This window comes from Lactobacillus johnsonii, assembly GCF_013487865.1.
Classification (GTDB): Bacteria; Bacillota; Bacilli; order Lactobacillales; family Lactobacillaceae; genus Lactobacillus; species Lactobacillus johnsonii_A.
Genome location: NZ_CP047409.1, coordinates 298,320 through 324,533, shown reverse-complemented (window position 1 = coordinate 324,533; position 26,214 = coordinate 298,320). Strand labels below are relative to the sequence as shown.

Annotated in this window: 22 protein-coding genes; 3 read left to right on the top strand and 19 right to left on the bottom strand. The window is 35.0% G+C overall.

Annotation, left to right across the window (positions count from 1 at the left end):
• Positions 1 to 82 precede the first annotated feature (82 nt).
• The 6 genes from tilS to pth all read right to left on the bottom strand — a co-directional run bounded on the left by tilS (position 83) and on the right by pth (position 6,539).
• Positions 83 to 1,378: a tRNA lysidine(34) synthetase TilS gene (tilS, locus tag GTO82_RS01530; RefSeq protein WP_180873530.1), complete on the bottom strand. Its 1,296-nt coding sequence runs from the start codon at positions 1,376 to 1,378 to the stop codon at positions 83 to 85.
• 22 nt (positions 1,379 to 1,400) lie between these two features.
• The gene (locus tag GTO82_RS01525; RefSeq protein WP_004898907.1) at positions 1,401 to 1,757 is read right to left on the bottom strand and encodes a S1 RNA-binding domain-containing protein; all 357 of its coding nucleotides are present in this window, start codon (positions 1,755 to 1,757) and stop codon (positions 1,401 to 1,403) included.
• On the bottom strand, positions 1,757 to 2,134 hold the full coding sequence (locus GTO82_RS01520; RefSeq protein WP_004895915.1) for an FtsB family cell division protein: 378 nt from the start codon (positions 2,132 to 2,134) through the stop codon (positions 1,757 to 1,759). The genes GTO82_RS01525 and GTO82_RS01520 overlap by 1 nt, the downstream gene beginning before the upstream one ends.
• A gap of 88 nt (positions 2,135 to 2,222) precedes the next feature.
• On the bottom strand, positions 2,223 to 2,465 hold the full coding sequence (locus GTO82_RS01515; RefSeq protein ID WP_004898904.1) for an RNA-binding S4 domain-containing protein: 243 nt from the start codon (positions 2,463 to 2,465) through the stop codon (positions 2,223 to 2,225).
• 17 nt (positions 2,466 to 2,482) lie between these two features.
• Positions 2,483 to 5,980 (bottom strand): transcription-repair coupling factor, encoded by a 3,498-nt coding sequence (mfd, locus tag GTO82_RS01510; protein WP_180873529.1) that lies wholly within the window; start codon positions 5,978 to 5,980, stop codon positions 2,483 to 2,485.
• Between the two features lies 1 nt (position 5,981).
• A complete protein-coding gene (gene pth / locus GTO82_RS01505) occupies positions 5,982 to 6,539 on the bottom strand; it encodes an aminoacyl-tRNA hydrolase (RefSeq protein WP_094497767.1) in 558 nt (185 codons plus the stop codon).
• 184 nt (positions 6,540 to 6,723) lie between these two features.
• Between pth and GTO82_RS01500 the strand changes: the two genes are divergently transcribed.
• Positions 6,724 to 7,695 (top strand): L-lactate dehydrogenase, encoded by a 972-nt coding sequence (locus tag GTO82_RS01500; RefSeq protein ID WP_004898900.1) that lies wholly within the window; start codon positions 6,724 to 6,726, stop codon positions 7,693 to 7,695.
• Between the two features lie 142 nt (positions 7,696 to 7,837).
• Positions 7,838 to 8,518: a cyclic di-AMP binding protein CbpA gene (cbpA, locus tag GTO82_RS01495; RefSeq protein WP_061400965.1), complete on the top strand. Its 681-nt coding sequence runs from the start codon at positions 7,838 to 7,840 to the stop codon at positions 8,516 to 8,518.
• A 75-nt stretch (positions 8,519 to 8,593) separates the two neighbouring features.
• Here the strand turns inward: cbpA and alr are convergent, their stop codons facing one another.
• From alr to GTO82_RS01430, 13 genes are all read right to left on the bottom strand, one after another.
• On the bottom strand, positions 8,594 to 9,724 hold the full coding sequence (alr, locus tag GTO82_RS01490) for an alanine racemase (protein ID WP_180873528.1): 1,131 nt from the start codon (positions 9,722 to 9,724) through the stop codon (positions 8,594 to 8,596).
• On the bottom strand, positions 9,724 to 10,083 hold the full coding sequence (acpS, locus tag GTO82_RS01485; RefSeq protein WP_004898890.1) for a holo-ACP synthase: 360 nt from the start codon (positions 10,081 to 10,083) through the stop codon (positions 9,724 to 9,726). Before acpS ends, alr begins: the two co-directional genes overlap by 1 nt.
• A 75-nt stretch (positions 10,084 to 10,158) precedes the next feature.
• Positions 10,159 to 11,613, bottom strand: coding sequence for a DEAD/DEAH box helicase (locus GTO82_RS01480; protein ID WP_180873527.1), 1,455 nt, complete (start codon positions 11,611 to 11,613; stop codon positions 10,159 to 10,161).
• A gap of 15 nt (positions 11,614 to 11,628) precedes the next feature.
• Positions 11,629 to 12,996, bottom strand: coding sequence for a UDP-N-acetylmuramoyl-tripeptide--D-alanyl-D-alanine ligase (locus tag GTO82_RS01475; RefSeq protein ID WP_180873526.1), 1,368 nt, complete (start codon positions 12,994 to 12,996; stop codon positions 11,629 to 11,631).
• A gap of 162 nt (positions 12,997 to 13,158) precedes the next feature.
• Positions 13,159 to 13,410 (bottom strand): type B 50S ribosomal protein L31, encoded by a 252-nt coding sequence (locus GTO82_RS01470; protein ID WP_004895935.1) that lies wholly within the window; start codon positions 13,408 to 13,410, stop codon positions 13,159 to 13,161.
• A 116-nt stretch (positions 13,411 to 13,526) separates the two neighbouring features.
• Positions 13,527 to 15,086, bottom strand: coding sequence for an APC family permease (locus tag GTO82_RS01465; RefSeq protein WP_260983191.1), 1,560 nt, complete (start codon positions 15,084 to 15,086; stop codon positions 13,527 to 13,529).
• Between the two features lie 143 nt (positions 15,087 to 15,229).
• Positions 15,230 to 15,994: an ABC transporter ATP-binding protein gene (locus tag GTO82_RS01460; RefSeq protein ID WP_180873524.1), complete on the bottom strand. Its 765-nt coding sequence runs from the start codon at positions 15,992 to 15,994 to the stop codon at positions 15,230 to 15,232.
• Positions 15,987 to 16,886, bottom strand: a complete 900-nt coding sequence (locus GTO82_RS01455) for an ABC transporter permease (RefSeq protein ID WP_069168874.1) — start codon at positions 16,884 to 16,886, stop codon at positions 15,987 to 15,989. The genes GTO82_RS01460 and GTO82_RS01455 overlap by 8 nt, the downstream gene beginning before the upstream one ends.
• On the bottom strand, positions 16,883 to 17,875 hold the full coding sequence (gene trpX, locus GTO82_RS01450) for a tryptophan ABC transporter substrate-binding protein (RefSeq protein ID WP_180873523.1): 993 nt from the start codon (positions 17,873 to 17,875) through the stop codon (positions 16,883 to 16,885). The genes GTO82_RS01455 and trpX overlap by 4 nt, the downstream gene beginning before the upstream one ends.
• Before the next feature lie 285 nt (positions 17,876 to 18,160).
• A complete protein-coding gene (gene glyA, locus GTO82_RS01445; protein WP_180873522.1) occupies positions 18,161 to 19,396 on the bottom strand; it encodes a serine hydroxymethyltransferase in 1,236 nt (411 codons plus the stop codon).
• 147 nt (positions 19,397 to 19,543) lie between these two features.
• The gene (gene gtfA, locus GTO82_RS01440; protein ID WP_180873521.1) at positions 19,544 to 20,986 is read right to left on the bottom strand and encodes a sucrose phosphorylase; all 1,443 of its coding nucleotides are present in this window, start codon (positions 20,984 to 20,986) and stop codon (positions 19,544 to 19,546) included.
• Positions 20,987 to 20,997: 11 nt separating this feature from the next.
• Complete coding sequence (locus GTO82_RS01435) at positions 20,998 to 23,196, bottom strand: alpha-galactosidase (protein ID WP_180873520.1); 2,199 nt, start codon at positions 23,194 to 23,196, stop codon at positions 20,998 to 21,000.
• On the bottom strand, positions 23,180 to 25,141 hold the full coding sequence (locus GTO82_RS01430; protein WP_180873519.1) for a PTS sugar transporter subunit IIA: 1,962 nt from the start codon (positions 25,139 to 25,141) through the stop codon (positions 23,180 to 23,182). The genes GTO82_RS01435 and GTO82_RS01430 overlap by 17 nt, the downstream gene beginning before the upstream one ends.
• A gap of 221 nt (positions 25,142 to 25,362) precedes the next feature.
• On the opposite strand from GTO82_RS01430, the gene GTO82_RS01425 reads away from it, so the two are divergent.
• Positions 25,363 to 26,190, top strand: coding sequence for an AraC family transcriptional regulator (locus tag GTO82_RS01425; protein WP_180873518.1), 828 nt, complete (start codon positions 25,363 to 25,365; stop codon positions 26,188 to 26,190).
• The last annotated feature ends 24 nt before the right edge of the window (positions 26,191 to 26,214 follow it).

Here is a 26,214-nt window from a genome sequence, read left to right as displayed (position 1 = left end):
TATTAACCTCCGCGACACTTCTTGGAATTACTCCAACGATTTTACCACAAATTATGCTTTTACCATAGAACTTTGCATAAACTTAAAAATAAATATATACATTATAGCGTACAAAATTGGGGTTATATTCTTGATTTTGATAAACACTTTCAACATAGACTGGATTTTCCTCTTGCCAGACTGTCAAACAATACGGCCTTAAAGCTAAAGGAATCCCATTTTCAGCAAATTTTTTCTTAGCCTTAGTTTGTTTTCCTGTAGCTAACTTTAATGTACTACCTTGTGGCAAGCTCCCTACCTCTAAATACTTTGCTTTTTCGCCATAAAAATAACCAGCCAATTTTTGTGACTTTTCATCCTGGGTAATTAAATATTTTTTTCCGTTAAAAGAAAATTTTTCATTTAATTTAACTAGTTTTCTTTTAGGATCAATTACAGCTAATTCATTTCTATTAATCAAATAGTAATATTTTTGATAAAAAAGCAATTGAAAATTTTCTTTATTGAAAATCACATTTTTATTCAAGTCAATTTCATCAAAATGGATTCTTTGATGCCACTTTTTATAGATTAAATAATCAAAAAAAGCTGCCGCTTCATGTGTATTTAACCGAGCTATATCTTCCTTTTTACCCCGTAGCGCTTTACTAAAATTTATTGGAGAAGGTAAACTATCAAAGAGATCACTCTGACACTTTGAAAGTAACGCTACACTCTCACTAAAGTGGTTAGCATTTTTAACTAGATGACTTGTCTCTTTCTTTAATAATGGAACAACATGATGTCTCAAACGATTTCTTAAAGTGTCATCTTCAAAATTAGTTTTATCTTCAATGAAATCAAGATGGTGGTCCTTATCATATTTCAATAATTCATCTTTAGAATATTTAACTAAAGGGCGCAACAATTTCATTGAACCGAGATTTCCCACAATTTGAAGACTATTCATTTCAGCTACATCCCCAGAGCGAATAAACTTCAATAAAATATTTTCAATTAAATCATCCCCGTGATGTGCTGTTAAAAGATAATCAGTTTGATACTTTCTTCCAACCTCTGCTAGGAATGCATAACGGTACTCTCTGGCTTTTGCTTCAACCCCAGCTTGCGGATGAAGTTCAACTGGCCACTTTTTTTCTACTAGCTTTACTTTAAGGGCTGAAGTTAATCTTTGTAAAAGTTGGCTTTCTAAAAAGCTATCATCTCTTAGACAATGGTCCAAATGTGCAACAATCAATTGTTCAGATGGATTAGGTAAAAAATTAACCAGCATCTTCAGCAACGCTACTGAATCTGGACCGCCACTTGCAGCCAGTAAAAATTTTTTATTTTTTATTTCAATATTATTTTCAGTAAAAAAAGTTGTAAATTTTGTCATTTTTAGATTAAAAAAGTGACCCCTACCGGTCACTTAAATTCAATTGATTTTTTAAATTAGCTATTTTATCAGTAGATTTCTCTAATAATTTAGCTAGTGGAGTAAAATCTTTACTATCTTTAAATTCATTAGTTGGATCAACTAAATCAGAATTATTTACCTGACTCAATGATAGAGAAATTTTTCCTTCACGATTATTGATCACAACAACACGGATTTCGTCTCCAACACTATACTTCTTTTTAACACTTTCCCACTTATCACCGAAGTCTTTATGGAAAATCAAACCATGATGTCGATGTGGCAAAGTTACAAAAATCCCAAGTTTAGTAATATTATTCACTTTAGCATTGAGCCTTAATCCAATTGGAAATTTCACTAATAATCCTCCTCTTTTTCAGGAAGAGTATAAATTGATTCACCAGATTTAGAATAATAGAACTTATAGCGAATTACTTTAGCCACATAATCAGGATCTTTTAAGTCTGCAACCTGTGATTTTAATTTTTTATTGGTTTTGTTAACCTGGTTTAACTCTGCTTTATTAGTTTGAATTTGACTATTAATTCTACCAGTTTGCACATGAACCATAATTAGTTGCAGCCCAAAAATTAAAATTGCAATTGCAAAACAAGCAATAATTCGGTTCTTCCTTACGCGATGAACCTCTTTTTCTTTTCTAGCTGCTTTACGTCGCAAACGTGCTAGGCGTTCTTCATCGCTTAAGGCATTATAAAGTCGTGGCCCTCTCTGCATACCTATGTCCCTGCCTTTTCGTCAATATTCTAAATCTTAATTATATCACCACTTGTTATTAATATAACATCTTACTCTTCCCTTGTCATTAATCAATTAGCTCATACAAGTCACTGGCTTCTGCCTTCTTAGTTGTTTCTCTTAAGTCAAGTACACGAGCTTTTAATTGTTTTGTACCGAATCCGATTTCAATAACATCACCCAGTTTAACATCATAGCTAGATTTTACTACTCGGTCATTAACTTTTACTCGTCCTTGATCAGCCATTTCTTTAGCAACAGTACGTCTTTTAACTAATCTAGATACCTTTAAAAACTTATCGATTCTCATTGTTTTCTCTATTCTCCTTATTTTTGAACAATCTCACTAGCTGCTTCTAAGAATGTATGAAGCTCATTAAATAATTGTCTAGTACTCATATTTTTCTCAAGCTCAAGCATTACGTTCAATCTCTTTTGCGGATCCATGTTAATTCGTGCTCTTAGGGATACATGTTCTAGGGCCTTAAAAATATTTGGTCCTTCTAATTCCTCACTAGCTTGATTATTAAAAATGACTTGCAACTTATCATTTGATTTTTGAGTAAGAGATACAACTTTAGCTAAATCTGCATCTGCCTTAACTGTAGATACATTCAAAAGATTTTCTACAGCAAGTGGATAATCACCAAAGCGATCAATTAATTCATCTGCGATATTGTCCGCCTCTTTTTGATCATTGATCCCCTTAATTTTCTTATAGAACTCAATTTTTTGCTCTTGATCTGCAATATAATCATCGGGAATATATGCTTCCAAATCAAATTGAACTTCTGCATTAGATTTAACCGCAACTTTTTTACCTTTACGTTTCTTAATTGCTTCGTCTAACATTTGGGCATATAAATCATAGCCAACACTATCAATGAAGCCATGCTGCTGTTTTCCAAGCATATTACCGGCCCCTCTAATTGATAAATCACGCATAGCAATTTTAAAGCCGGATCCTAATTCAGTAAAGTCGCGGATTGCACTAAGCCGTTTTTCACCAATTTCAGTTAAGACTTTATTTGGTTGATAAAGGAAATAGGCATAGGCTAAACGGGCACTTCTGCCTATTCGACCACGTAATTGATATAGCTGACTTAATCCATAATGATCTGCATCTTCAACAATCATAGTATTAACATTTGGCATATCAACGCCCGTTTCAATAATTGTTGTTGTTACCAAGATATCAAATTCGTTTTTTGAAAAACGATACATGATATCTTCCATTTGGTTTTCACTCATGCGGCCATGAATATATTCGATTTTAGCTTCTGGAATCAGTTCTTCTAATTGACTAACAACTTTATCGATATCATCAATCCGATTATGTAAGAAAAATACTTGCCCGTTACGCTTCATTTCTCTAAGGACGGCCTCACGAACAATACTTGGCATTTCTTCCATAACATAAGTTTGAATTGGATAACGGTTAGTAGGTGGCGTCTCCATAACTGAAAGATCTCGTACTCCTACCATCGACATATGTAAAGTACGAGGGATTGGAGTAGCAGTCAAAGTCAAAACATCGATATTGGCTTTTAATTCTTTTAGCCTTTCCTTATGCTTAACTCCAAATCGCTGTTCTTCATCAATAATTAACAAGCCTAGGTCTTTAAATTGGACATCTTTTGAGAGCAAGCGGTGTGTTCCAACGACCATATCAATCTTGCCACTTTTTACACCTTCAACTATCTCCTTCACTTCAGCAGGAGTTTGAAAACGTGATAAAAGCGCACAATTGACTGGAAAATCTTTAAAGCGGTCTTGCATGGTTTCAAAATGTTGTTGCGCCAAAATAGTAGTTGGAGCTAAAAAGGCAACTTGTTTTCCATCCCGAATTGCTTTAAAAGCAGCTCTCAAGGCAACTTCAGTTTTACCAAAGCCTACATCTCCCACTAAAAGTCGATCCATTGGCTTCGGACTTTCCATATCAGCCTTAATTTCTCTAATTGAACGAAGCTGATCTGGAGTTTCAGGATATGGGAAAGCATCTTCGAATTCTTTTTGTAAATCATCATCCGGACTGAAAGCAAATCCTTTTTCAGACTCACGTTTTGCGTATAGTTCAATCAAATCATCTGCGATATCTTCAACTTTTGACTGAACCCGTTTTTTAGTCTTAGTCCACTCAGAGCTTCCCAATTTATTAATATGAGGAACTCTGCCTTCAGAAGCCACATATTTTTGTACTAAACCTAATTGGTCAGCAGGGACAAATAGCTGATCATGATGTTGATAAGTAATAGTGATATAGTCACGTTTTTTACCATCTACATCTAATGTTTTAATTCCTTCAAACCGTCCAATACCATGATTGACATGAACAACATAATCGCCTGGTTTTAATTCATTATAGTTTCTTAACCGTTGAGCATTTTCAAGAGTCTTAACACGTTTGCGGTGATGTGGTCTTTGATTGAATAATTCTCGTTCAGTTAAATAAACCAAATCTAAACTAGGTAAAGCAAAACCATGTGCAAAATTACCTACAGTTATTTGAGCTTTATTTGATAAAAGTTGATCTGCTTTTACAACCGGAATATCAACGCCATAATCAACTAAATTTTGAGCGATTTGCTTGGCACGAGTTTCCGAATCAGCTTGCAAGATAACCGTATTTCCTTCATTAGAAAATCGTGTTAGCTCACTTTTAATCAAAGGCATTTGACTAAAGAACTGTTGAACTTCTCGTGTGGTAAAGTTAAGAATTTGATCAAATTTTAATCGGCCCATTCCTTTTTGGAAAAGCGAGAATAAAATCTGAGCTTGCTTTGATTTTTGAACAACTCGCTCAAAACTATGGCGTAATTTTTGACTATTCAGCATTGCTCCGGCTTTTATTTCTTCGGAAATAAAAGCTTCATTTTGAGCATCCACATCAGCTACATTCTTTTTTATGGACTGCCAATCATCAAATAGTAATAAGCCATCTTTATCTAAATAATCAATTAAATTGAAAGATCGCGGAAGTAAATAATCAATTAAAAAGGCATAGTTATCTGGTAAACCACCAGCTTCTAATAAATCAATTGCCTTAACAAAATGATTTTTAACGCTCTCTTCTTCAGCAATTGATTCGCTCATATCCTGCTTTATTTTTTCTACCGCTTCTTGAAAATTATGTGGTGAAAATACTCGATCTAGAGCTGGGCCAATTGAAATACTGTCTTTTTCTTCTAAACTACGCTGTGTAGCTGAATCAAACTCCTTTACGGTATCAACTTCATCCCCAAAGAATTCAATTCGAATCGGATTCTCTTGATCCAAAGGATAAATATCAAGAATATCTCCTCGACGAGCAAATTCTCCAGGACGGGCTACAATGCTTTCTCTGCGATACCCTGCCTGCGTAAGCCATTCAGTTAACTTATCTAAATCGAATTCTGCCTCAGGCTTAAATATCTTTTTTGCCTTAGTAAAATCTCTCGGATCACTCAACTTATACTGTAAAGCTTGAGGCGTTACTACAACAATCCCCGCTCTCTTTTCAGCTAAAAACTCTAAGGTCTGCAATCTTTGACTAAGTTCGTCCGGAGATGCAATAGCCGTTTGGGTAGCAATTGTAGCATCAACTGGGAAGCTAAATACCATATCATCAGGCAATAAGTTTCCTAATTCATCTAAAAGCGTCTGCGCCTTTTCTTCATTATCTTCAACCAAAATCAACGGTTGCTGCCAAGTTTTTAGCATTTGCATCAGTACAGCAGCAAAAGCACCCGAATTTACTCCAGTTAAAAGCGATCTTTTTTCTACTGGAGCTTTTTCAATAAAGTTATTTAAATCTTTATCTTTTTTTATTAATTCTGTAATGTTCATTCTAATTATACTGATTCATTAAATATTGGGCGTTCTTCCCTTTAATAAAATCATTAATGACATTCTCACTTGTCTCAAAAGCTGCATCCATCAGTTTTTGCTGGTCATTATTAAAGGGACTTAATACCCAAGAAACAACACTTTCGTTTTCAGGATGGCGAATTCCAATTTTTAATCGATTAAAATTGTTCGTTCCTAAGCAAGCCATAATGCTCTTAATTCCATTATGACCCCCTGATTTACCATTTGCACGAATTCTAATCTTTCCAATTGGCATGTCCATATCATCATGAATAACTAAAATATCTTCAGGCTTAATTTTAAAGAAATTAGCTACTTGCGCGATTGATTTTCCCGAATCGTTCATAAAAGTCTGTGGTTCAAGAAAAATCACATCTTCACCGTTGATCTTTTGTTTTGTCCATAAGCCTTCAAACTTATCCTTATCTAGGGTTAAACCATTTTTCTCTAAATAATGATCTAATGCCATAAAACCTGTATTATGCTTAGTCTGATCATATTTTCTACCTGGATTTCCTAAACCTGCAATTAACTTCATTCTTTTTCATCCTCTTTGATAAATATTTCATTCTAAATCTGCTTATTGCTCTTGAGATTATAGCACACGCTTACTTACAAATAATTAATTAGATCTTTAAAATTATATTTTTAATTTTTAAATTCCAATATGATATAATCGTTATTGTTAAATAAATCACTAATATGGAAGGAAGTATTAGCAAATGTCAGAAGAAAAAATTCATAAGATTATTCTTGTTGGTGACGGTGCTGTAGGTTCTACTTACGCATTCTCATTAGTTCAACAAGGTATCGCACAAGAATTAGGTATCGTTGATATCGTTAAAGAAAGAACTCAAGGTGATGCTATTGACTTAGCAGACGCTACTCCTTGGATTGCACCAAAGACTATTTACTCTGCAGAATACTCAGACGCAAAAGATGCTGACTTGGTAGTTATTTCTGCTGGTGCTCCACAAAAGCCAGGTGAAACTCGTCTTGACCTTGTTAACAAGAACTTAAAGATTTTATCTTCAATCGTTGAACCAATCGTTGAATCAGGTTTCAATGGTATTTTCTTAGTTGCTGCTAACCCAGTTGATATCTTAACTCACGCAACTTGGAGAATGTCAGGATTCCCTAAGGATCGTGTTATCGGTTCAGGTACTTCACTTGATACTGGTCGTCTTCAAAAAGTTATCGGTGAAATGGAACACGTTGACCCACGTTCAGTTAACGCATACATGCTTGGTGAACACGGTGATACTGAATTCCCAGTATGGAGCTACAACAATGTTGGGGGCGTAAAAGTTAGCGACTGGGTAAAGGCTCACCCAGAAGTTGGTGAAAACAAGCTTGAAGCAATCCACAAGGAAGTTGCAGATATGGCTTACGACATCATTAACAAGAAGGGTGCTACTTTCTACGGTATCGGTACTGCTTTAGCATTCATTACTAAGGCTATCTTGAACAACGAACACAGAGTTCTTCCACTTTCAGTACCTATGGATGGTGAATACGGCTTACACGATATTCACATCGGTACTCCAGCAGTTGTTGGTCGTCATGGCTTGGAACAAGTTATTGAAATGCCATTGAACGCTGACGAACAAGCTAAGATGGAAGCTTCTGCAAAACAATTAAAAGAAGTTATGGACAAAGCCTTCAAAGAAACTGGCGTAAAGGTTCGTCAATAATTAAGACTTTTTCCTGTAAAAGAGCATTCACATTTGTGGATGCTCTTTTATTTTCTAAATTAAAATTGTTTAATCAGTCTTTAATTTTTATATAAAACTATGGTATAATGGCTTGTAAATTTCAGATGTATGGAGGCTAATCATGCTAATCAAATCTCTTGTCTATAAAAAAGATTACTTAACTACAGTCAACGAAAAAGCTACTCTTGCCGAAGCATTAAAAATCTTAGAAGACTCCGGCTTTCGTTGTGTCCCTATTTTAGACGATACCGGAACTATCTTCCGTGGAAATATTTATAAAATGCATATTTACCGTCATAAATCTCAAGGCGGCGACATGAATTTACCTGTAACTTACTTGCTTAAAAACGCTACTAAAACAATTAAGGTAAATTCACCTTTCTTCCGTGTATTCTTTAACATTAAAGACCTCCCATACATTGCTGTATTGGATGAAGAAAACCATTTCTATGGAATTTTGACTCACGCTCGTTTGCTAGATATGCTTTCTGATGCTTGGAATATCAAAAATGGTTCTTATGTTTTGACTATCCTTTCAGATAATGATCGTGGTAATTTAGTTAAAATGGCAAAAATTATTTCTAAATATAGTAATATTGCCGGTTGTTTAACTTTAGATGTCAAAACTGGTGAATTAGTTCGCCGTAACTTATTTACTCTTCCTATTGGTGTTTCTCGCGAAACAATGACTGCTATCGTCAACCGACTTGAAAAGAAGGGTTTTGTTGTTGCTGAAATTGAAGATCTTCAATCAGGTTTAACAATCCGTAGCGCAGAAAAACCTGGAGAATTAAAAGACTAATTATCTTAATTACTATAGTTAAAAAAGCTTGCTTAGCCAAATTGGTTAAACAAGCTTTTATTTTACTTTTTATTTTTAATTTTCGTAATATACACGTGGTAAGCGATCATTTAATAAGCAAGCAACTTCATAATGAATTGTATCAACATAATCAGCTGCAGCTTTAATATTATTTGGATCATCAGGATTAGCAGAAATAATGGTTACTTTGGTTCCCACTGACATCTTTTTAGGCATCTTAACCATAAATTGATCCATACAAATTCGACCAACAATTGGGCAATATGTATCTCCTACTTTAATCTTGAAACCCTGGAATTTTCTAATAAAACCATCTGCATAGCCAACAGGTACAGTTCCAATAATTGTATCCTCATCTGCAACAAAGGTTGAGCCGTATCCAACGCCGTCGCCTTGGTGAATTGTCTTAACATGAGTCAATTCACTTTCAAATGACAATGCAGGTTCCAACTTAATATTTGATTTCAAATCTGGTGAGCTAGGGTTAGAAGACGGATTTAAGCCATAAATTCCAATACCAAATCTAACTAAATCACTTTTAATTCCATCATGAAAAATACTTGCGGCCGTATTATCAACATGAATCCACTTTGGCTTTACAGTAAGCAGGCTCTTCATATGATTAAATTTTTCACATTGATGTTTGAAATAAGTTTCATCACTGCTATCAGCAGAAGCAAAATGGGCAAACATTCCTTCAATAAAGAAATTATCGTTATTCTCTAAAAACTCATTAGCGGCAATAAAGTCTGCGTCTTCATTAAATCCGATTCTACCCATTCCGGAATCAATACCTAAATGAATCTTCAATTGCAAATTTGCATCTTTTAAGTACTTCTCTGCTTCTTTAAGCCATTCTAAGTTTGGAACAGTTAATGAAACGTTATTTACAGCAGCAATTGGAGCATATTCAGGAGAAACAACGCCTAAAACTAAAATTGGTTTTGTAATATCTGCATGTCTTAACTCTAATGCTTCATCTAAAATTGCAACGCAAAATCCAGCTGCGCCTACCTTATCTGCAACCCTAGATACTCCTACTGCACCGTGTCCATAGCCGTTAGCTTTTACAACTGCAAGCATCTTTTGTCCTGGCTCTAGATGCTCCATCTCATTTTCAAGATTTCTTTTAATAGCGCCCAAGTTTACCTTTACTACGGCTGGACGATGAATTCCTGGAACCATTAATCTAATTCCTCCAAAACTACAACTGTTATAATCTCATGATCATCATGTGTGATACTAGGAAAAATATTTCCAGAAAACTTAGTCGAGGTCATTACTGGATGTCCTAAGTCATCCCATAATGTTTCAATATCTTGAAAACCAACATATTTACCTAACCCAGTTCCCATTGCTTTTGAAAAAGATTCTTTTAAAGAAAAACGGCCACCAAGATATTCTACCTTGCGTTTTCCTTTTAATTGTTGATATTGTTCAAATTCTTTTGGAGTTAATACTCTTTTAGCAAATTTATCGCCTTTTTCAACTATCTTTTTCATGCGTTCAACTTCAACTGAGTCAATTCCTACGCCTCTAATCATTATTTTCACCTCACACATTGATACATTATATTACAAAAAAGAGCTGTAGCAACTACAGCTCTCCAGTAACAAAAATTAATCTTTTTTCTTGATAACGAAATCATGCTTTCTGCCACCTTTACGGGCACTAGGCTTACGATGATATCTTTCATTTCGATCTCCACCACGTTTGAAATTACGTTTAAAGTTTCGATTGTTACCATGCTTTGATTTAAACGGTAATGGCTTTTCAGGTGTAATCTTTACTTTTACACTGTCTGCATCTTTAGACAAGTCTTTTAATAAAGCAGCTACTAAGTCAATGGCAGAATAATCATCAAGAAGTTGAGATGCCTCTTCAGTATATTTAGAAAGATCACTATCGAGTAATTCTGCTACCTTTTTATTAGCTGCACTTAATTGTCCCCTAAATGCTTCTTCATCTGTTGGTGGCTTAAGCGGCATCATCTTTTTATGCGTTAATTGTTCTATAGTACGCATATAGCCAATTTCATTTGGAGTAACAAAAGTTACAGACATTCCATTCTGACCGGCACGTCCAGTTCTACCAATACGGTGAACATAAGAATCCGGATCTTGCGGAATATCATAGTTATAAACATGACTAACCCCAGAAATATCTAATCCACGGGCTGCCACATCAGTTGCAACTAAAATATCGAGCTTACCCTTTCGGAATCTCTTTAACACGCTCATTCGCTTAGCTTGAGACAGATCACCATGAATTCCAGCAGCGTTATACCCACGTGCTTGCAGCCCACGTGTTAATTCATCAACACGTCTCTTAGTTCTACCAAAAATAACGGCTAGATCAGGATTTTGAACATCAATTAAGCGACATAAGATGTCGAACTTTTCATTTTCTTTTGCTCTCACAAAATACTGATCAATTAAATTAGCAGTTAATTCTTTTCCTTTGATTTTTACAATCTCAGGATCATTCATGAATTTTTCACCAATTCGTAAAATTGGCTTTGGCATTGTAGCAGAGAAAAGTAATGTTTGATGTTTACTTGATGCATATTTCAGAATACTTTCAATATCCTGAATAAATCCCATATCAAGCATTTCATCAGCTTCATCTAAAACAATTGTTTTAACTTTAGAGATATCGATTGTGCCACGTTTTAAATGGTCAAGTAAACGTCCAGGCGTTCCCACCAAAATTGCCGGTGTCTGTTTTAAAGCACGAATCTGACGTCGAATATCAGCACCGCCATAAACCACTTGAACGCGAGCTTTTTCATCACGACCTAAGCGGAACAACTCTTCTTGGGTTTGAATAGCCAATTCACGAGTAGGTTCAATAATAATAGCTTGAATTGAATCGTGTTGTTTATCTAAATTTTGTAAAATTGGCAAACCAAAGGCAGCAGTTTTACCAGTACCTGTTTGTGCTTGACCAATTACATCTTTTCCCTCCAAAACGAGAGGAATGGTTTTTTCTTGAATTGGGGTAGCTTCTTCAAAACCTGAACGCTTAATAGCTTTTAAAATTTCAGGTTTTAAGTTCATTTCAGAAAATTTCAAATATCTAATTCCTTCCTACATGAGACGGTCTAAAACCTTTTCTAAATGCATCCCATGTGATCCCTTTAGCATTACAATATCAGCTGGTTTAATGTCATTCTTTAAGTCATCAATCATATGATTCATTTGGTCTTGTGGATAATAGTGCAAATTTTCTGCTGGGTACTTATCAACAAGAGCATCATATAAGTTTTTCATTTCTGGACCATATAAATATAGTTCGTTAATAATTGCTGGATCCAAGCTAGTGGCAAGTGAAGCGTGAAGATCAGCTGATTCATCCCCAAGCTCTAACATATCACCTAAGACAGCAATTCTACGTCCACCATCTTCGACCATTACTTGTCCAAACGAAGTCGTAACAGCCTTAACAGCAGTTGGATTTGAGTTGTAGACATCATCCATAATTGCTTCGCCTACATCCCCCTTCTTCCATTGCATTCTATTTGCTGTTGGAGTGAAGTTAGCTAAAGCTTGGGCAATTTGTTCATCATTTTCACCAAAATGGCGTCCTACACTAATAGCTGCAAGAGCATTAGAGACATTATGTTTTCCAATCATTGGAATTTTAAATTGTTGTGTTGACTCATTTACTTCAAAAGTAGCATGATGCATGTAAGATCTAAATGTAGTTGCAAAAACAGTATCTTCTTCTCTAAAACCAAAAGTACTCTTTTCTTGCTTAATCTTAGCTACACGCTCTTCTAATAAAGGTTCATCGCCATTGTAAATAAACTTACCGTCTTCCTTTAAGAAGTCAGTAATTTCCATTTTAGCGTCTGCAATCTTATCTCTAGTACCAAAGAACTCAATATGAGCTTCACCAATCATTGTGATGACACAAACATCTGGTCTTACTAATTCACTTAAATGGTGTAATTGTCCCGGACGATCCATCCCCATCTCAAGAACTAAAATTTCAGTAGATGGTTTCATCTCTAAAATAGTTACAGGTACCCCAATTTCGTTATTAAAGTTAGCCTGTGTCTTATGCACGTTAAATCTTTTTGATAAAACAGCTGCAACCATATCCTTAGTTGTAGTTTTACCATTAGATCCAGTAATCCCAACAACAGTTGGATTAACTTTACCTAAGTAATATTTAGCTAAATTTTGAAGTGCAGTTAGCGGATCTTCCACTTCAATAACTGGCACATCAGTAGGCATACCCTCATGGCCTTTTTTCCAAAGAGTTGCTTCTGCTCCGTTTGCCATTGCATTAGATACAAAATCATGTCCATCCCTTGCACCATCTAAGGGAATAAACAAAGAGTTGGGAGTTACTTTTCTTGAGTCAAAAACAACAGATGTAATGACCTTATCTTCTCCCATATTAACTGAACTATTTAATGCTTTAGCGATCTCAGCAAGTTGCATTTTCATAATAAATAAATTACTCCTACCTAAAATTGCATGTACTCCTATTATACTGACTTATTTCAGTAAGAAAAAGGCTCCATGCATATCAATAAGAATTATACCACGTTAAGCATAAAAAAAGAGCAGTCCAAAGTGGGCTGCTCTTTTGGTAAAAACCAAGAATTATTAATTCTTTGAAGACATACCGTACTTCTTGTTGAATTTTTCGATACGACCATCTGCTTGTGCAAACTTTTGCTTGCCAGTGTAGAATGGGTGAGAATCTGAAGAAATTTCAACACGAACTAATGGGTAAGTCTTACCTTCGAATTCAACTGTTTCTTCTGGTTTTAAAGTAGAACCAGCTACGAACTTAGCACCAGTTGCTGAGTCCATGAAAACAACTTCTTGGTAATCTGGATGAATCCCTTTTCTCATTGTTTAATACTCCTTTGCCATGATCAATATTTCAGATCATAGATTATTTTACGACTAGTTAAGGATAGCACCTTTCTGACTATAATTCAAGCTAATTTATACTAGTGTACTTAATTCTAGTCCTTCTTAAGCTTAATTTTTTCGTTTACTTTTATTGCCACTGGATCAACTTTTTCTAGTCCTGTATCAATTGCAACTTTATAAAACAGCAATGAAACAATTGCAATCAATAAAAAATCCCAAGGATATTGAATCCAGTTTTGTCCACCAAAGCCGTCGCTACCACAATAAGACATGATAGAAATAAATACTAAATACCCTAAAAGCCAAGCAGCATGCTTAAACTGCGATTTAAAATCTTTCTTTTGATATTTAACTTCGTAATAGAAATAAATTGGGATTCCCACAAGAATAACCAAAATAACTTGAATTGTTGTTGGCCACATCGTCCAATAAATAGCTAAGCTAGTTAATACAAAAGTTAAAGGAGCAAACCAACGCATATATGTAGGTTTATATGGTCTATCTAAATCCGGTGCTATTTTTCTTAAAGTAATAGTAGTAACTGGACCAGTTAAATAAGCAATCAAAGTTGCACAAGTAATTACTGTTGCAAGTAAATTCCAGTTTCTAAAGACACTTACTAAAATCATCGCTAAAATCAAATCCGCAATCATCGCAAAACGAGGCACGAGATAGCGTCTATTAAGTCTCCCTAACCAAGCTGGTAAGTGTTTTGTGTACGTCATTGCAGCCAGAGCTCTTGATGCAGTTGCGACAAAAGCTACTCCAGTACCAAAAGGTGAAACAAAAGCATCCATATAAAGTAAAATCACAAGCCAATTAATTCCTAAAAGGATTGCAATATCTGCAAATGGGGACGCAAAATTAATTCCATGCCAGGATTTCTTAGCAAGCATTGCTGGATCAACCGCTCCAATAAAGGTTACTTGAAGCAAAATATAAATTGCAGCCGTCACAAACATGGAAATTAAAACTCCACGAATAATATTCTTTCGCGGATTCTTTAATTCACCACCAATATTAATTACTGTCTGAAATGCGTCATAAGACATGATGATACCAGCACCAGAAGCTGCTTCAAAAATTGCTCTACTTCCATAAGGCATAAATGTTTTTACATCGTGACCAAAGTTAGCGGGATGAAAACTAGATGCAAACAGCATAATGATTGTTATCGTAGGCAAGAGTACTTTAAAAACAGAGATCAAATTAGTAAAGTGGGTCATGATTTTAATTGACCAGAAATTAATTAAAGTAAAAATAATCATGAACACAAATACCAATAATAGCCCCGGTGTAGTTATATTTCCGTCTTGCATAAAGTGATGTGTCCAGTTTGCCCACTTCCATGGCCAAGAACTCATGTATTGAACAGCCGCAACTGCCTCCATTGGCACCAAGGTTACCAGCGAAATCCAATTTGCCCAAGCAGCGATAAAACCAAGCATGTGCCCATGGCTATATTGAGCATATTTACTCATTCCCCCACTTTCAGGAAACATAGTTCCTAGTTCAACATAGGTTAAGGCAATTGCAATAATAATAACTGCACCGATTATCCAAGATAAGATAGCCGCTGGGCCGGCAATTTTTGCTGCTGAACATGATCCAAAAAGCCATCCTGATCCAATCAACGAATTAAGGGCTAGCATTATTGCTGAAAATAAACTTATTTTGTGTCCCTTATTCACATCTCTTACATCCCTTCTTTATAAAAATTAAATCTATACTTAAAACAATTAAAAATTATTTTAACTAAAAAACCTAGAACCGACAACCAGCCCTAGGTTTTAGATCAATCTTCAAAATAGCTATAAAGATCACTTACTTTTAAACTCTTTTTTTCTTCTTCACTAATATCCGCTTTAACTTGACCATCCTTTAATACCAAAAGACGATTTCCATATTTTAAAGCATCCTCCATATGATGCGTAATCATTAAGGCAGTTAATTTATTTTCTTTAATTTGTTTATCAGTTACTGCTAGCAGATTTTCACTAGTATGAGGATCTAAAGCTGCTGTATGCTCATCTAATAGCAAAATATCAGGCTTTTCTATTGTAGCCATCAAGAAGCTCAAAGCTTGTCTTTGGCCTCCAGATAAGCCCTCTACAAATGTATTCAGGCAGTTTTCTAAACCATTGTTCATAACCGCAGCTAGTTTTTTAAAACGAGGTAAATTCTGCTTAAGTCTTCTAATCTTTAAAAATCTTCTCTTTCCCCGCTTGGTTGCTAAGAGTAAATTCTCTGCCACGGTCATTCTAGGAGCAGTCCCCATCTTAGGATCTTGAAAAACTCGTCCAATAAACTGAGTCCGCTTTTCTTCACTCATTTTCGTAATATCTTGCCCATTATGCCGAAGAATGCCACTATCAGGTTTTAAACTGCCCGCAATCGTATTAAAAAGTGTTGATTTACCGGCACCATTTGTTCCAATTATAGTAATAAAATCTCCAGATCTAATTTCTAAATTAATTCCTTTTAAGATTGGAACAATTTCACCATCAGCTGTTTTAACAGTTGTTTTGACATCTTTTAATTCTAGAATTGGCTTAGTCATGCTTTTTCACACCTCTTTCTACTGGCTTTTTCAAATGTAAAAACTTTTCTAATTGTGGGAGCATCATACAGAGGGCTAACACAATAGAAGAGATCAAGTTTAAGTCATTAGCTGAAAATCCAAGCTGAAGTACAGCTAACAAAATCAGACGATAGATAATACTACCTAAAGTTACGGCTACTAAACGCTGATTTAAGGTCAATTCTCCAAAAGCTACTTCACCAATAATAATTGAAGCTAAAGCAATAACAATAGTTCCAATTCCCATATTAATATCAGCATAACCATTATTTTGCGCAATTAATGCTCCGCATAAGGCAACTATTCCATTTGATAGCATCAATCCTATAATTACCATAAAGTCTGTATAAATTCCTAATGATTTTGCCATACTAGGATTATCTCCGGTAGCAATAAAAGCTTGACCAAAATCTGTATTTAAAAAGAAAATTAAGATTCCTGTAATTACTATTACAACTACAATACCTAAAACAACACTGTTAAAATATTGAGGTAATTTTTCTAAAAATTCATTATTGAGTAATGTCTTCTTACCAATCAGTGAAATATTAGAGCCGCCCATAATTCTTAAATTAATAGAATAAATTGCCGTCATTGTTAAAATACCAGCAAGTAGAATTGGAATTTTTCCTTTTGTATACAATAATCCCGTTACTAAACCTGCTGCCATTCCAGCTAAAAGGGCTAAGAAAGTAGCTAAGTATGGAGACATTCCGTGTGAAATATTAGCTACTGCAACAGCTGCACCTAATGGAAAGGTTCCTTCTACGGTCATATCAGCAAAATTCAAAATTCTAAATGTCAAATATAATCCTAAGCCAAGCAAAGCCCATAGCAAACCCTGGCCAATAGCAGATACGATCAAGTTCATCTATATACAACTCCTTTTTTCTGACATTCTTCTAAAAATCGTTGAGGCACTTGAAGATTTAATTCTCTGGCTTCTTTTAAATTAACGATCGGTTCTCCCTTTTTCACTCTTTCGATTGGTAAAGAACTAACTTTTTTACCCTTTAAAATTTCAATAGTCATCTTTCCAGTCATTTTTCCTAACTCATATTGATTAACACTATAAGTTGCAAGACCACCCTGTTTTACCATAGTTGCTGCAGCAGGGAAAATTGGCTTTTTAGCAGCATTACCATTTTTAACTAGTGTTTCCATCGCTCCAGCAATTGTGTTATCAGTTGGTACAATGACGGCATCTACTTGACTAAACATCTGCTCTGAAACTTGATTAAGATCGTTACTATTTGCAATTGAGAAAGATTTTAAATTTATTTTTCTCTTTTTACATTCACGCTCAATCTCGTGAAAGCCACTAACTGCAGAAGAATCACTCGAAGTATAAATTACCCCTAAAGTTTTTAAATTAGGTAAAAATTCCCTAATTAAATCTAATTGTTGCTTAATTGGAGCAGCATCTGATACCCCAGTAATATTTTTTTCGGGATGTTTTTCATTTTTTACTAGCCCACTAGTTTTTGGACTTGTTACAGCACCTAAAACTATTGGAATCTTATTCGTTGTATTCGCCAATGCTTGGGCAGCTGGAGTAGTAATTCCAACTAATACTCTTGACTGCTCATCAGTTAGTTTCATTGCCATCGTACGTAAATTACTCTGATCATTATTTGCATTTTGATATTCAATTTTGATATTTTTCCCATTTACGTAGCCCTCTTCTTTCAGCTCATCTCGAAAGCCGCGATATATCTCATCAAGAGCTGGGTGACGCATAAGGGTTAATACACCAACTCGGGGAACTTTATTATTTTCTTCTTTTTGTTTATTTTCTCCAAAAAAAGCTATGGTTAAAAAAGCTACTAAAATTACAATTAATCCATACATTCTTTTCATAATTTTTCTCCAAAAAAACAGGAATCTACCTTCACATGCAGATTCCTGTTACTTTTTTATCACAAAAAGAAAAAGGTCTGCATGTTATTCCATGCAGACCACAATAAATACACAGCCAGCACAGATACAATCTGAGTCTTTCAGGTTGCATCTTGCTTAACAACCTGATTTACTGGCCTTGCCAACGATTATTTTTCATAAACTTAGCTTGTGTATTCATAATTAACTACTCCTTAAAAAATTTAATTATATTGTAATTGGCTTATATTTTTCTGTCAATAGCTTTTATTTGATAGGGTATTTAGTAACTAAATCATTAACTCTTTCTTTTGCCTGAGCTAGTACTCCTGCATCTTCAGGATTATCCAAAACTTCAATAATTATTTTAGCAACTTCTTTAGCATCGGATTCCTTAAAGCCTCGGCTAGTTATTGCTGGTGTCCCAATTCTTAATCCACTAGTAATAAATGGGCTTCGCTTATCACCAGGAATAGACTCTTTGTTAGTCGTAATATTTACAGAGTCTAGTAAATTTTGGGCATCTTTTCCTGTTACGCCGGTCTTGGTAATATCAATAATCATCAAGTGATTATCAGTTCCACCTGAAACCACGCGAATATTTTTGCTATTTTTAAATTCTTCAGCCATGGCTTTTGAATTCTTAATTACTTGATCAATGTATTGAGTAAATTCTGGCTGTAAATCTTCATAAAAAGCTTGTGCCTTTGCAGCAATAACATGCTCTAGTGGTCCACCTTGCGTTCCTGGAAAGAGAGCCGAATCAATTTTCTTCCCTAATTCTTTATTGTTAGATAGAATCATTCCTCCACGCGGACCACGCAAAGTTTTATGTGTAGTTGTTGTAACAACGTCAGCTATAGGAACTGGGCTCGGATGTGCTCCCGTTGCAACTAAACCTGCAATATGCGCCATATCAACCATTAGGTAGGCGCCAACTTCGTCCGCAATCTCACGAAACTTCTGCCAATCAATAATTCTGCTATAAGCAGAAGCACCAGCAATAATTAATTTTGGCTTCTTCTCTATAGCAAGCTGTCTAATTCGATCAAAATCCAATTCTTCAGTTTCAGGATTTAAGTCATAACTAATAGAATTAAAAATTTTTCCTGAAAAATTAACCTTTGAACCATGCGTAAGATGACCGCCAGCATCCATACCCATCCCTAAAATAGTATCTCCTGGCTTTAGCAAAGCATTATAAACTGTCATGTTTGCCTGTGAACCAGAATGAGGCTGCACATTTGCATATTCTGCATTAAATAATTTTTTGGCATAGTCAATTGCCAATTGTTCTACCTTGTCAATATATTGACATCCACCATAGTATCTTTTCCCGGGATATCCTTCTGCGTATTTATTGGTGAGAACAGATCCTTGTGCTTCTCGGACAGCATCGGAAACAATATTTTCTGATGCAATTAATTCAATTGTATCTTCTTGTCTTTTCTCTTCACTTTTAATTGCATCCCAAAGTGCAGGTGATTTTTCTCCATAATTCATCTATATGATTCCTCCCATGCTTGCAGAATTTTTTCATTAATCAAATTATACCTTATATTGTCTATAAACTTAGTTTCTAGATCTGCTTCAAAAAAAGAATTAGGCAATTTCTACCTAATTCTTCTTCAAAAATATTTATAGTTTGTATTAAAAAGCCATCTCTCGCCCATTCACTAACACTTTATAAGCTAAGGTTTCTAAGTTTGCACGTAATTCTGCTTTTCGTGTTTTGTCCTGATTCAAACGGATAATATGAATTTCATTTTCAGTAGGAGTAATAACTTCAATACTTCCATTCAAATCAAATGCCGCTTCATTATTTCTAAATCTTAATAAGTTAATTAAAGAACTAACAACAGGACGTTGAACTTCTTCATGAATTTCTTCACGACTATAATAATGACGATTAATATTTCGACCTTCTTTTGTCTTTTCAAGAAGTTCAATATCATTTTTACCAGCAAGCATTCCAACATAATAGACTTGGGGAATTCCAGGTGCAAATACTTGTAAAAGTCGAGCCATAAAGTATTTTTTATCATCATCACCAAGTGCAGAGTAGAAAGTAGAGTTTATTTGATAAATATCGAGGTTATGATATTCCGCACTTGAGTATTTCTTTTTAACATTAGCGCCGACCTTATACAATTCATTGCTTGTGTATCCTATCTCATTCGGAGTTAAGATATCACGAGCATCTACTACACCAATTCCATCATGAGTATCTAATGTCGTAAACTGCTTCATTGGACTCTTTTTTAGCCATGAAGCAAGACGCTGACTTTTACCGCTATATAGTGAATAAAGCACCACCATTGGTAAGGCAAAATCATAAATAAAGTAACCATGTCTTGCAATCTTAAATGGCATTGAATAGTGTTCATGAATTTCAGGCAAAATTAGCGCGCCTTTAGCTGAAATATCATCTTGTACTTCTTTCAATAGATCCCAAATTTCTGGTTCTACGAAAAAGTCATTAGTATCTAACTTCTTAATAGCATAAGCAAACGCATCTAGTCGAATGATGTCACTGCCATGATCAATCAAATTATTTAAAGTCTGCTTAATAAACTGTTTAGTTACATCTTTTCGAACATCAAGATCTATTTGCTCCTCACCAAAAGTATTCCAGAGTTTTTCTTTACTTCCATCCGCAAAAGTAATTTCCTGATATGGAGCACGATCTTTTCTCTTGTAAATAAGGTCAATATCTTTTTGCGTTGGTCGATTCTTAGGCCAGAACTTATCCCAACTGAGGAAAAGGTCAGCATAAGGACTTTGATCTTTATTCTTTTGAAAATCCTTATAGTACTTAGACTGACGAGAAATATGATTGATCATAAAATCAAACATAAGGTAGTAGTCTTCGCCTAACTTTTCGACATCAGACCAATCTCCAAATTGAGGATCAACCATTGAATAATCTGTTGGAGCAAATCCGCGGTCACCAGTTGAGGGAAAGAATGGTAACAAATGAACTCCTCCAACAGCACCTTTTAAGTCTGTGTGCAGTACGTCATCTAAATCTTTAATATTTTTACCTAAACTATCTGGATAGGTTATGAGCATTACTTTATTTGAAATTGTCATTACTACTAATCCTAATCTATTGCCTTAAAGTGATGAATATAAGCCTTGAAATCACCGTGTTCAACTGAATCATAAATTCCTAAGTTCATCAGTTCATCTCCACCATATATTTCATGGGTCTTTTGATCTTCATAGTGCTTTTCTGGATTAAGTCCAACCATTTTAGTCTTAGTTAAATACGGTTGAGCACTTGCCATTACCTTAACTACTGACAAAACAGCTTCATTTTTATCTTTTGAGACCGTTTCCCAAGCACATTGATTACTAGTTTGAGCAGACTTTAAGCGGTAAAAAGTCCCATATTGGGTAACTTCTCTAATCTTTTTATATTTTTCTACCTGATCTTTAACTGCTTGACGATTTTCTTTGCTCATCTTAGTTAAATCGAGTTCATAACCTAAATCACCCCACATTGCCACAATTCCACGTGTATTGAATGGTGTAATTCGTCCATTTTGCTCATTTGGACTAACTGAAACATGAGAAGTCATCATTGATTGTGGATAAGCTAAACTAGTGCCATATTGAATACTTAATCTATCAATTGCATCACTATCATCGCTAGCCCAAATCTGTGGATTGTAATATGCCATACCAGCATCGAAGCGCCCACCACCACCAGAACAGCCTTCAATTAATAGGTTTGGATAAGTATCAACTAGCCTTTCAAGCAGATCATAAAGTCCTAAGACATAACGATGGTAAGTTTCTCCCTGTCTTGCAGCTGGCAAATCTGCTTCATAAATATCTGACAAGTGACGATTCATATCCCATTTAATGTAATCAATCTTACCTGATTCAAGAATCTTATTCATTTGCTCAAATATGTTGTCACGAACTTCTTTTCTACCTAAATCCAGAACATATTGATTACGAGATGGACTTGGAGTTCTTCCTGGAACATGCATTAAATAGTCAGGATGCTCTCTATATAAGTTTGAATCCATTGAGATCATTTCTGGCTCAAACCAAAGGCCAAATTTTAACCCTTGGTCATGGACATAATTAGCAAAATGATCTAATCCATGCGGGAATTTCTTTTCAAAAACACTCCAATCTCCTAGTGAAGAATTATCATCATCACGATGACCAAACCAACCATCATCAAGGACAAACATTTCAATACCCATTTCTTTGGCATCATCTACAATTGGTTTTAATTTTTCTTCATCAAAGTCGAAGTAAGTTGCTTCCCAATTATTTACTAAAATTGGCCGAACTTGATCTTTGTACTTACTACGAATAATCCGATCATGAATCAAGCTATGAAATGCTTGGCTCATCTTATTTAGACCTTGATTAGAATAAGTCATTAAGACTTCTGGCGTTTGGAAGCTATCTTTTGGCTTCAACTCCCAATTAAAGTTAAAATTATTAATGCCAATATTGACGTGAGTTTGAGCAAATTGGTCTTTTTCCACTTCAAACTTGTGATTACCAGAGTAAACGAATACAAATCCGTAAGCATCCCCAGCAAATTCGGTTGTATCAGGATCAACTAATGCCATAAATGGATTCATTTGATGACTAGAAGTGCCGCGATGGCTTGAATAAACATGAATACCTTGATTGATTTTGCTACGTTCTACTCGTCTTTCATGTGCATGCGCACCAGGTAAAGTAATTGATTCAAAGTCACGATCAACAAAATCAATTTGCATTGAAGCAACTTTTTCAATATTAACTGTATCTTCACCATTATTAACAACTTTTACTGAACGGGTAATTACTGGATAATCACGATAAATTGTATAAGCTAATTCAAATTTAATTTTGCTCTTTTCATCGGTTAAATTGACTATTAAAGTTTCTGCCTCATCACTATTTTCAACAAAAGAATGAGGTAATCCTACTAAATCGGGCTTTCCGGCCACAATTTTATAACCATGGTAAGTTAAAAATAAGGCGTTAGATCCATCCTTTTGGCGAACTACTGCTGCTGGAGTATGGTAATCCATTTCACCAGCTGTACTGTATTCTTTTGGTAAAGAATCACGTGAAAAAGTTCTATCTAGTGAGCCCGGTAAATTACCAGAAAAGCCTCGGTCTACTCGCGGATAGCGTAATTGCCCATGATATTGTTTAATTGTTTTACCAAAATACACATGAGCTAGTGTATTTCCATCTTCAACTGCTAATAAGTATGAAATTTGATCATTATGTAAGTGAAAAACTTTATTTTTTTCATCAAAATTAATTAGTTGGTTCAACTTCTCCGCCTCCTAGTGCTGGCTCTTCCTTCTTTACTTTTAATTCTAAAATATTATCTTCTGCTTGTACGGCTTGACCAGTTTTCGCCATTAAGTCAATATCTGAAAACTTATCAGAATTTGTTACTATTACAATAACTGTGTCATTTAGCCCAGCCTTTTTAATAGTGGGATCCCAGAATTCAATTAATTCTTGCCCCTTCTTTACCCTTTGACCCTGTTCAACATATGATACAAATCCAGTTCCGTTTAGTGCTACCGTTCCAAGTCCAATATGAATTAATAGAACTACCCCGTTATCACCAACTAGCCCAACTGCATGTCTTGTAGTAAATACCTGTCTAACTGTCGCATCAAATGGAGCCAGAACCTTTCCATCACTTGGCTTAATTGCAAAGCCTTGTCCAACGGCCCCAGATGAGAATATTTTGTCATTAACCTGACTTAAATTCATCAATTCACCAGAAATTGGAGTAGCAATGAGGACATCACTATCAATATCATTATCACTATCTTTATCAAATTTCTTGCCCCAGGTCTTTTCAAGTTCAGCTACGATCTCTGCGTGTTTCTTTTCACTTAAAATAACTTTACTTGCAAAAATTAAAATTGCAATTACAAGCATAACAGCAGGCACAGCGAACATCATTATTTTAAAATTAAGCTTACCAGCTGCTGTAATTGACGAAGCAGTAGCACCAGTAGTCATCCCGGCCATAATCGCAATTTGACCAACAACACCATTTGAAACGGCACCGCCAAACTTATCAATTAATGGACGAACAGACAACGCAAGTGATTCGTCACGATGTCCAAGTTTTAACTGGCCATATTCAACTGAGTCCGTAATGACCATCAAAACGATTAAGAATACCATTGGTTGTGGAAAGCCAAAAATTGAGGCAGCAAGTAAAACAAGTGGTAAATTACTTCCAGCTACTGCAAATAATCCCATTCCACAAAGCATTACAGCTAAACAAGAGGTAAAGAGTGCCTTACGACTCATTTTTTTAGATAAAAGTGGAAATAATGATGTCGCAATAATTCCTAAGAATACATTAATCGTTGAAAAAATAGAAAATGCTTTTGGCATTCCCATAATATATGTAAAATAGTAAACTTCAAGAGATCCAGTAATATTAATTGCAACTCCATAGAATAGGTATGCAAGTGCAACCCACATTAATTGATCATTACCAGATAAAGCTTTAAAAATACCAATAATTCCCTTAGTATCTTTCTTATTTTTACGAATATCGCTGTTAACTTCTCTAGTAAATAAACCAACACACCATGCAGAAACAAATGCAATTGAGCAAATAATTGCTGCAAAAATGAACCAACCACGATCATCTCCCGTAGAAGTTGGACGGACTGAGAAGTAGATAACTGCTGGCATAACTAGAATTCCAACTAACCCACCACCAATAGTGGATCCTACACGAGCATAAGTAGCAGTTTTTTCCCGTTCTCTAGAATTAGTTGTTAAAGATGGAAGCATTGACCAAAAGCCGACATCTTTAAATGAATAAAAGATATCCATTGTGATGTATAGAACTGCAAAAACAATCATGTATAAGATTGCATTCTTTTGATAAAGTCCGCCTAAGTTAGTGAACAATATCAATAAAATCACAGCTGAAACACTACCACCAACTACAACCCATGGTCTAAAATGTCCCCAACGGGTCTTGGTTCTATCAATTGCATTTCCAATAAATGGATCAATAAATAATTCAACAATTCTTAACACCATGATAATCAATGTAACCATACTAATCATTCTGGCATCTTCAGCCGCATTACCTGTATTGAATAAATGCGAGGTAATAAACATAATTAAATATCCTGATAGTAATCCATAAAATGAATCATTACCAAATGCACCAAAACTGTATGCTAGTCTAGCACCCAGTGACATTTTTCCCTGATCTTTATCTTTCATAATCTTCCCTCTTTTAATTTTTTGTATTCGCTTTCAGCAATATTTATTATGCAGGATGTATCCGCTTTACAAAATAGTCAGATTAAGTCAGATTGTGTCAATTTGTTTTTAATCATAATGACATGTCTTACCGTAAAAATGGTATCATTATAAGTATTAAATATATTTTTAAAAACATATATCCATCATTAACATGGGAATTTGATAAGAGGATAAGAGCAATGAATGGTGAATATCATACATTAAACAATCACAGTATTGAGACTAAGGTTTTATTTTTTGGACAAGAAAATTGTCCTCCAAACTACTTTTTCAAGGGTAATAATGTCCGTAACAATTATGTCATTCACTATATTCAATCAGGTAAAGGAACCTTTTCGGTAGCTAATCATCATGCTGTGAACTTAAAAGCCGGTGATATTTTCCTTCTTCCAAAGGACATACCTTGTTTTTATCAAGCTGACGGCACTGAACCCTGGTCATACTTCTGGATTGGTTTTTCAGGTGTAAAAATCAAGGGATTACTAGACAATTCTAAGTTGACTAAAAAATATTATTTACGTCAGCTTCAAACAAGTGAAACTTACGAAAGCCTAAAACAACTTTTCGATTCACTTCACTACCGTAGCTCCCTTGCTAGTGATGTATTAATTGAGTCATTAATCTATAAATTCTTTTACCACTTAATCACCGAATATCCTGCTGAATTAAATTCTAAAGCTAAAAATGCTAATGAAGAATTGCGTCTAGCAGTTAATTATTTAGAACAAAATTCTGCTAATTCCACTTGTACAATTAGTGCTCTATGTGATGAGCTCGACCTATCTCGAAGCTACTTATACAGCATTTTTAAGAAAAATCTGAATATTTCTCCGCAAGCATTTCTTACCCAGTTGCGGATGGAAAAAGCGAAGGAAAAATTATTAAATAGTAATTACGCTATTCAGCAAATTGCAAATATTACCGGTTATACGGATGCCTTTACTTTTTCAAAAGCTTTTAAGCGCTATACCGGCCTTAGTCCCAAATACTACCGAGAAAAGCATTAACTAGTACCAGATTATTTCCTAAGA

Excerpts from the sequence above, each read along its gene's own strand:
- pth (WP_094497767.1), bottom strand. The coding sequence starts at position 6,539 with ATGAAGTTAATTGCAGGTTTAGGAAATCCAGGTAGAAAATATGATCAG.
- tilS (WP_180873530.1), bottom strand. The coding sequence starts at position 1,378 with ATGACAAAATTTACAACTTTTTTTACTGAAAATAATATTGAAATAAAA.
- cbpA (WP_061400965.1), top strand. The coding sequence starts at position 7,838 with ATGCTAATCAAATCTCTTGTCTATAAAAAAGATTACTTAACTACAGTC.
- mfd (WP_180873529.1), bottom strand. The coding sequence starts at position 5,980 with ATGAACATTACAGAATTAATAAAAAAAGATAAAGATTTAAATAACTTT.
- GTO82_RS01515 (WP_004898904.1), bottom strand. The coding sequence starts at position 2,465 with ATGAGAATCGATAAGTTTTTAAAGGTATCTAGATTAGTTAAAAGACGT.
- GTO82_RS01520 (WP_004895915.1), bottom strand. The coding sequence starts at position 2,134 with ATGCAGAGAGGGCCACGACTTTATAATGCCTTAAGCGATGAAGAACGC.
- acpS (WP_004898890.1), bottom strand. The coding sequence starts at position 10,083 with ATGATTAGAGGCGTAGGAATTGACTCAGTTGAAGTTGAACGCATGAAA.
- trpX (WP_180873523.1), bottom strand. The coding sequence starts at position 17,875 with ATGAAAAGAATGTATGGATTAATTGTAATTTTAGTAGCTTTTTTAACC.
- GTO82_RS01460 (WP_180873524.1), bottom strand. The coding sequence starts at position 15,994 with ATGACTAAGCCAATTCTAGAATTAAAAGATGTCAAAACAACTGTTAAA.
- GTO82_RS01425 (WP_180873518.1), top strand. The coding sequence starts at position 25,363 with ATGAATGGTGAATATCATACATTAAACAATCACAGTATTGAGACTAAG.
- GTO82_RS01500 (WP_004898900.1), top strand. The coding sequence starts at position 6,724 with ATGTCAGAAGAAAAAATTCATAAGATTATTCTTGTTGGTGACGGTGCT.
- GTO82_RS01430 (WP_180873519.1), bottom strand. The coding sequence starts at position 25,141 with ATGAAAGATAAAGATCAGGGAAAAATGTCACTGGGTGCTAGACTAGCA.
- alr (WP_180873528.1), bottom strand. The coding sequence starts at position 9,724 with ATGGTTCCAGGAATTCATCGTCCAGCCGTAGTAAAGGTAAACTTGGGC.
- glyA (WP_180873522.1), bottom strand. The coding sequence starts at position 19,396 with ATGAATTATGGAGAAAAATCACCTGCACTTTGGGATGCAATTAAAAGT.
- GTO82_RS01465 (WP_260983191.1), bottom strand. The coding sequence starts at position 15,086 with ATGCTAGCCCTTAATTCGTTGATTGGATCAGGATGGCTTTTTGGATCA.
- GTO82_RS01475 (WP_180873526.1), bottom strand. The coding sequence starts at position 12,996 with ATGAAAATGCAACTTGCTGAGATCGCTAAAGCATTAAATAGTTCAGTT.
- GTO82_RS01470 (WP_004895935.1), bottom strand. The coding sequence starts at position 13,410 with ATGAGAAAAGGGATTCATCCAGATTACCAAGAAGTTGTTTTCATGGAC.
- gtfA (WP_180873521.1), bottom strand. The coding sequence starts at position 20,986 with ATGACAATTTCAAATAAAGTAATGCTCATAACCTATCCAGATAGTTTA.
- GTO82_RS01455 (WP_069168874.1), bottom strand. The coding sequence starts at position 16,886 with ATGAACTTGATCGTATCTGCTATTGGCCAGGGTTTGCTATGGGCTTTG.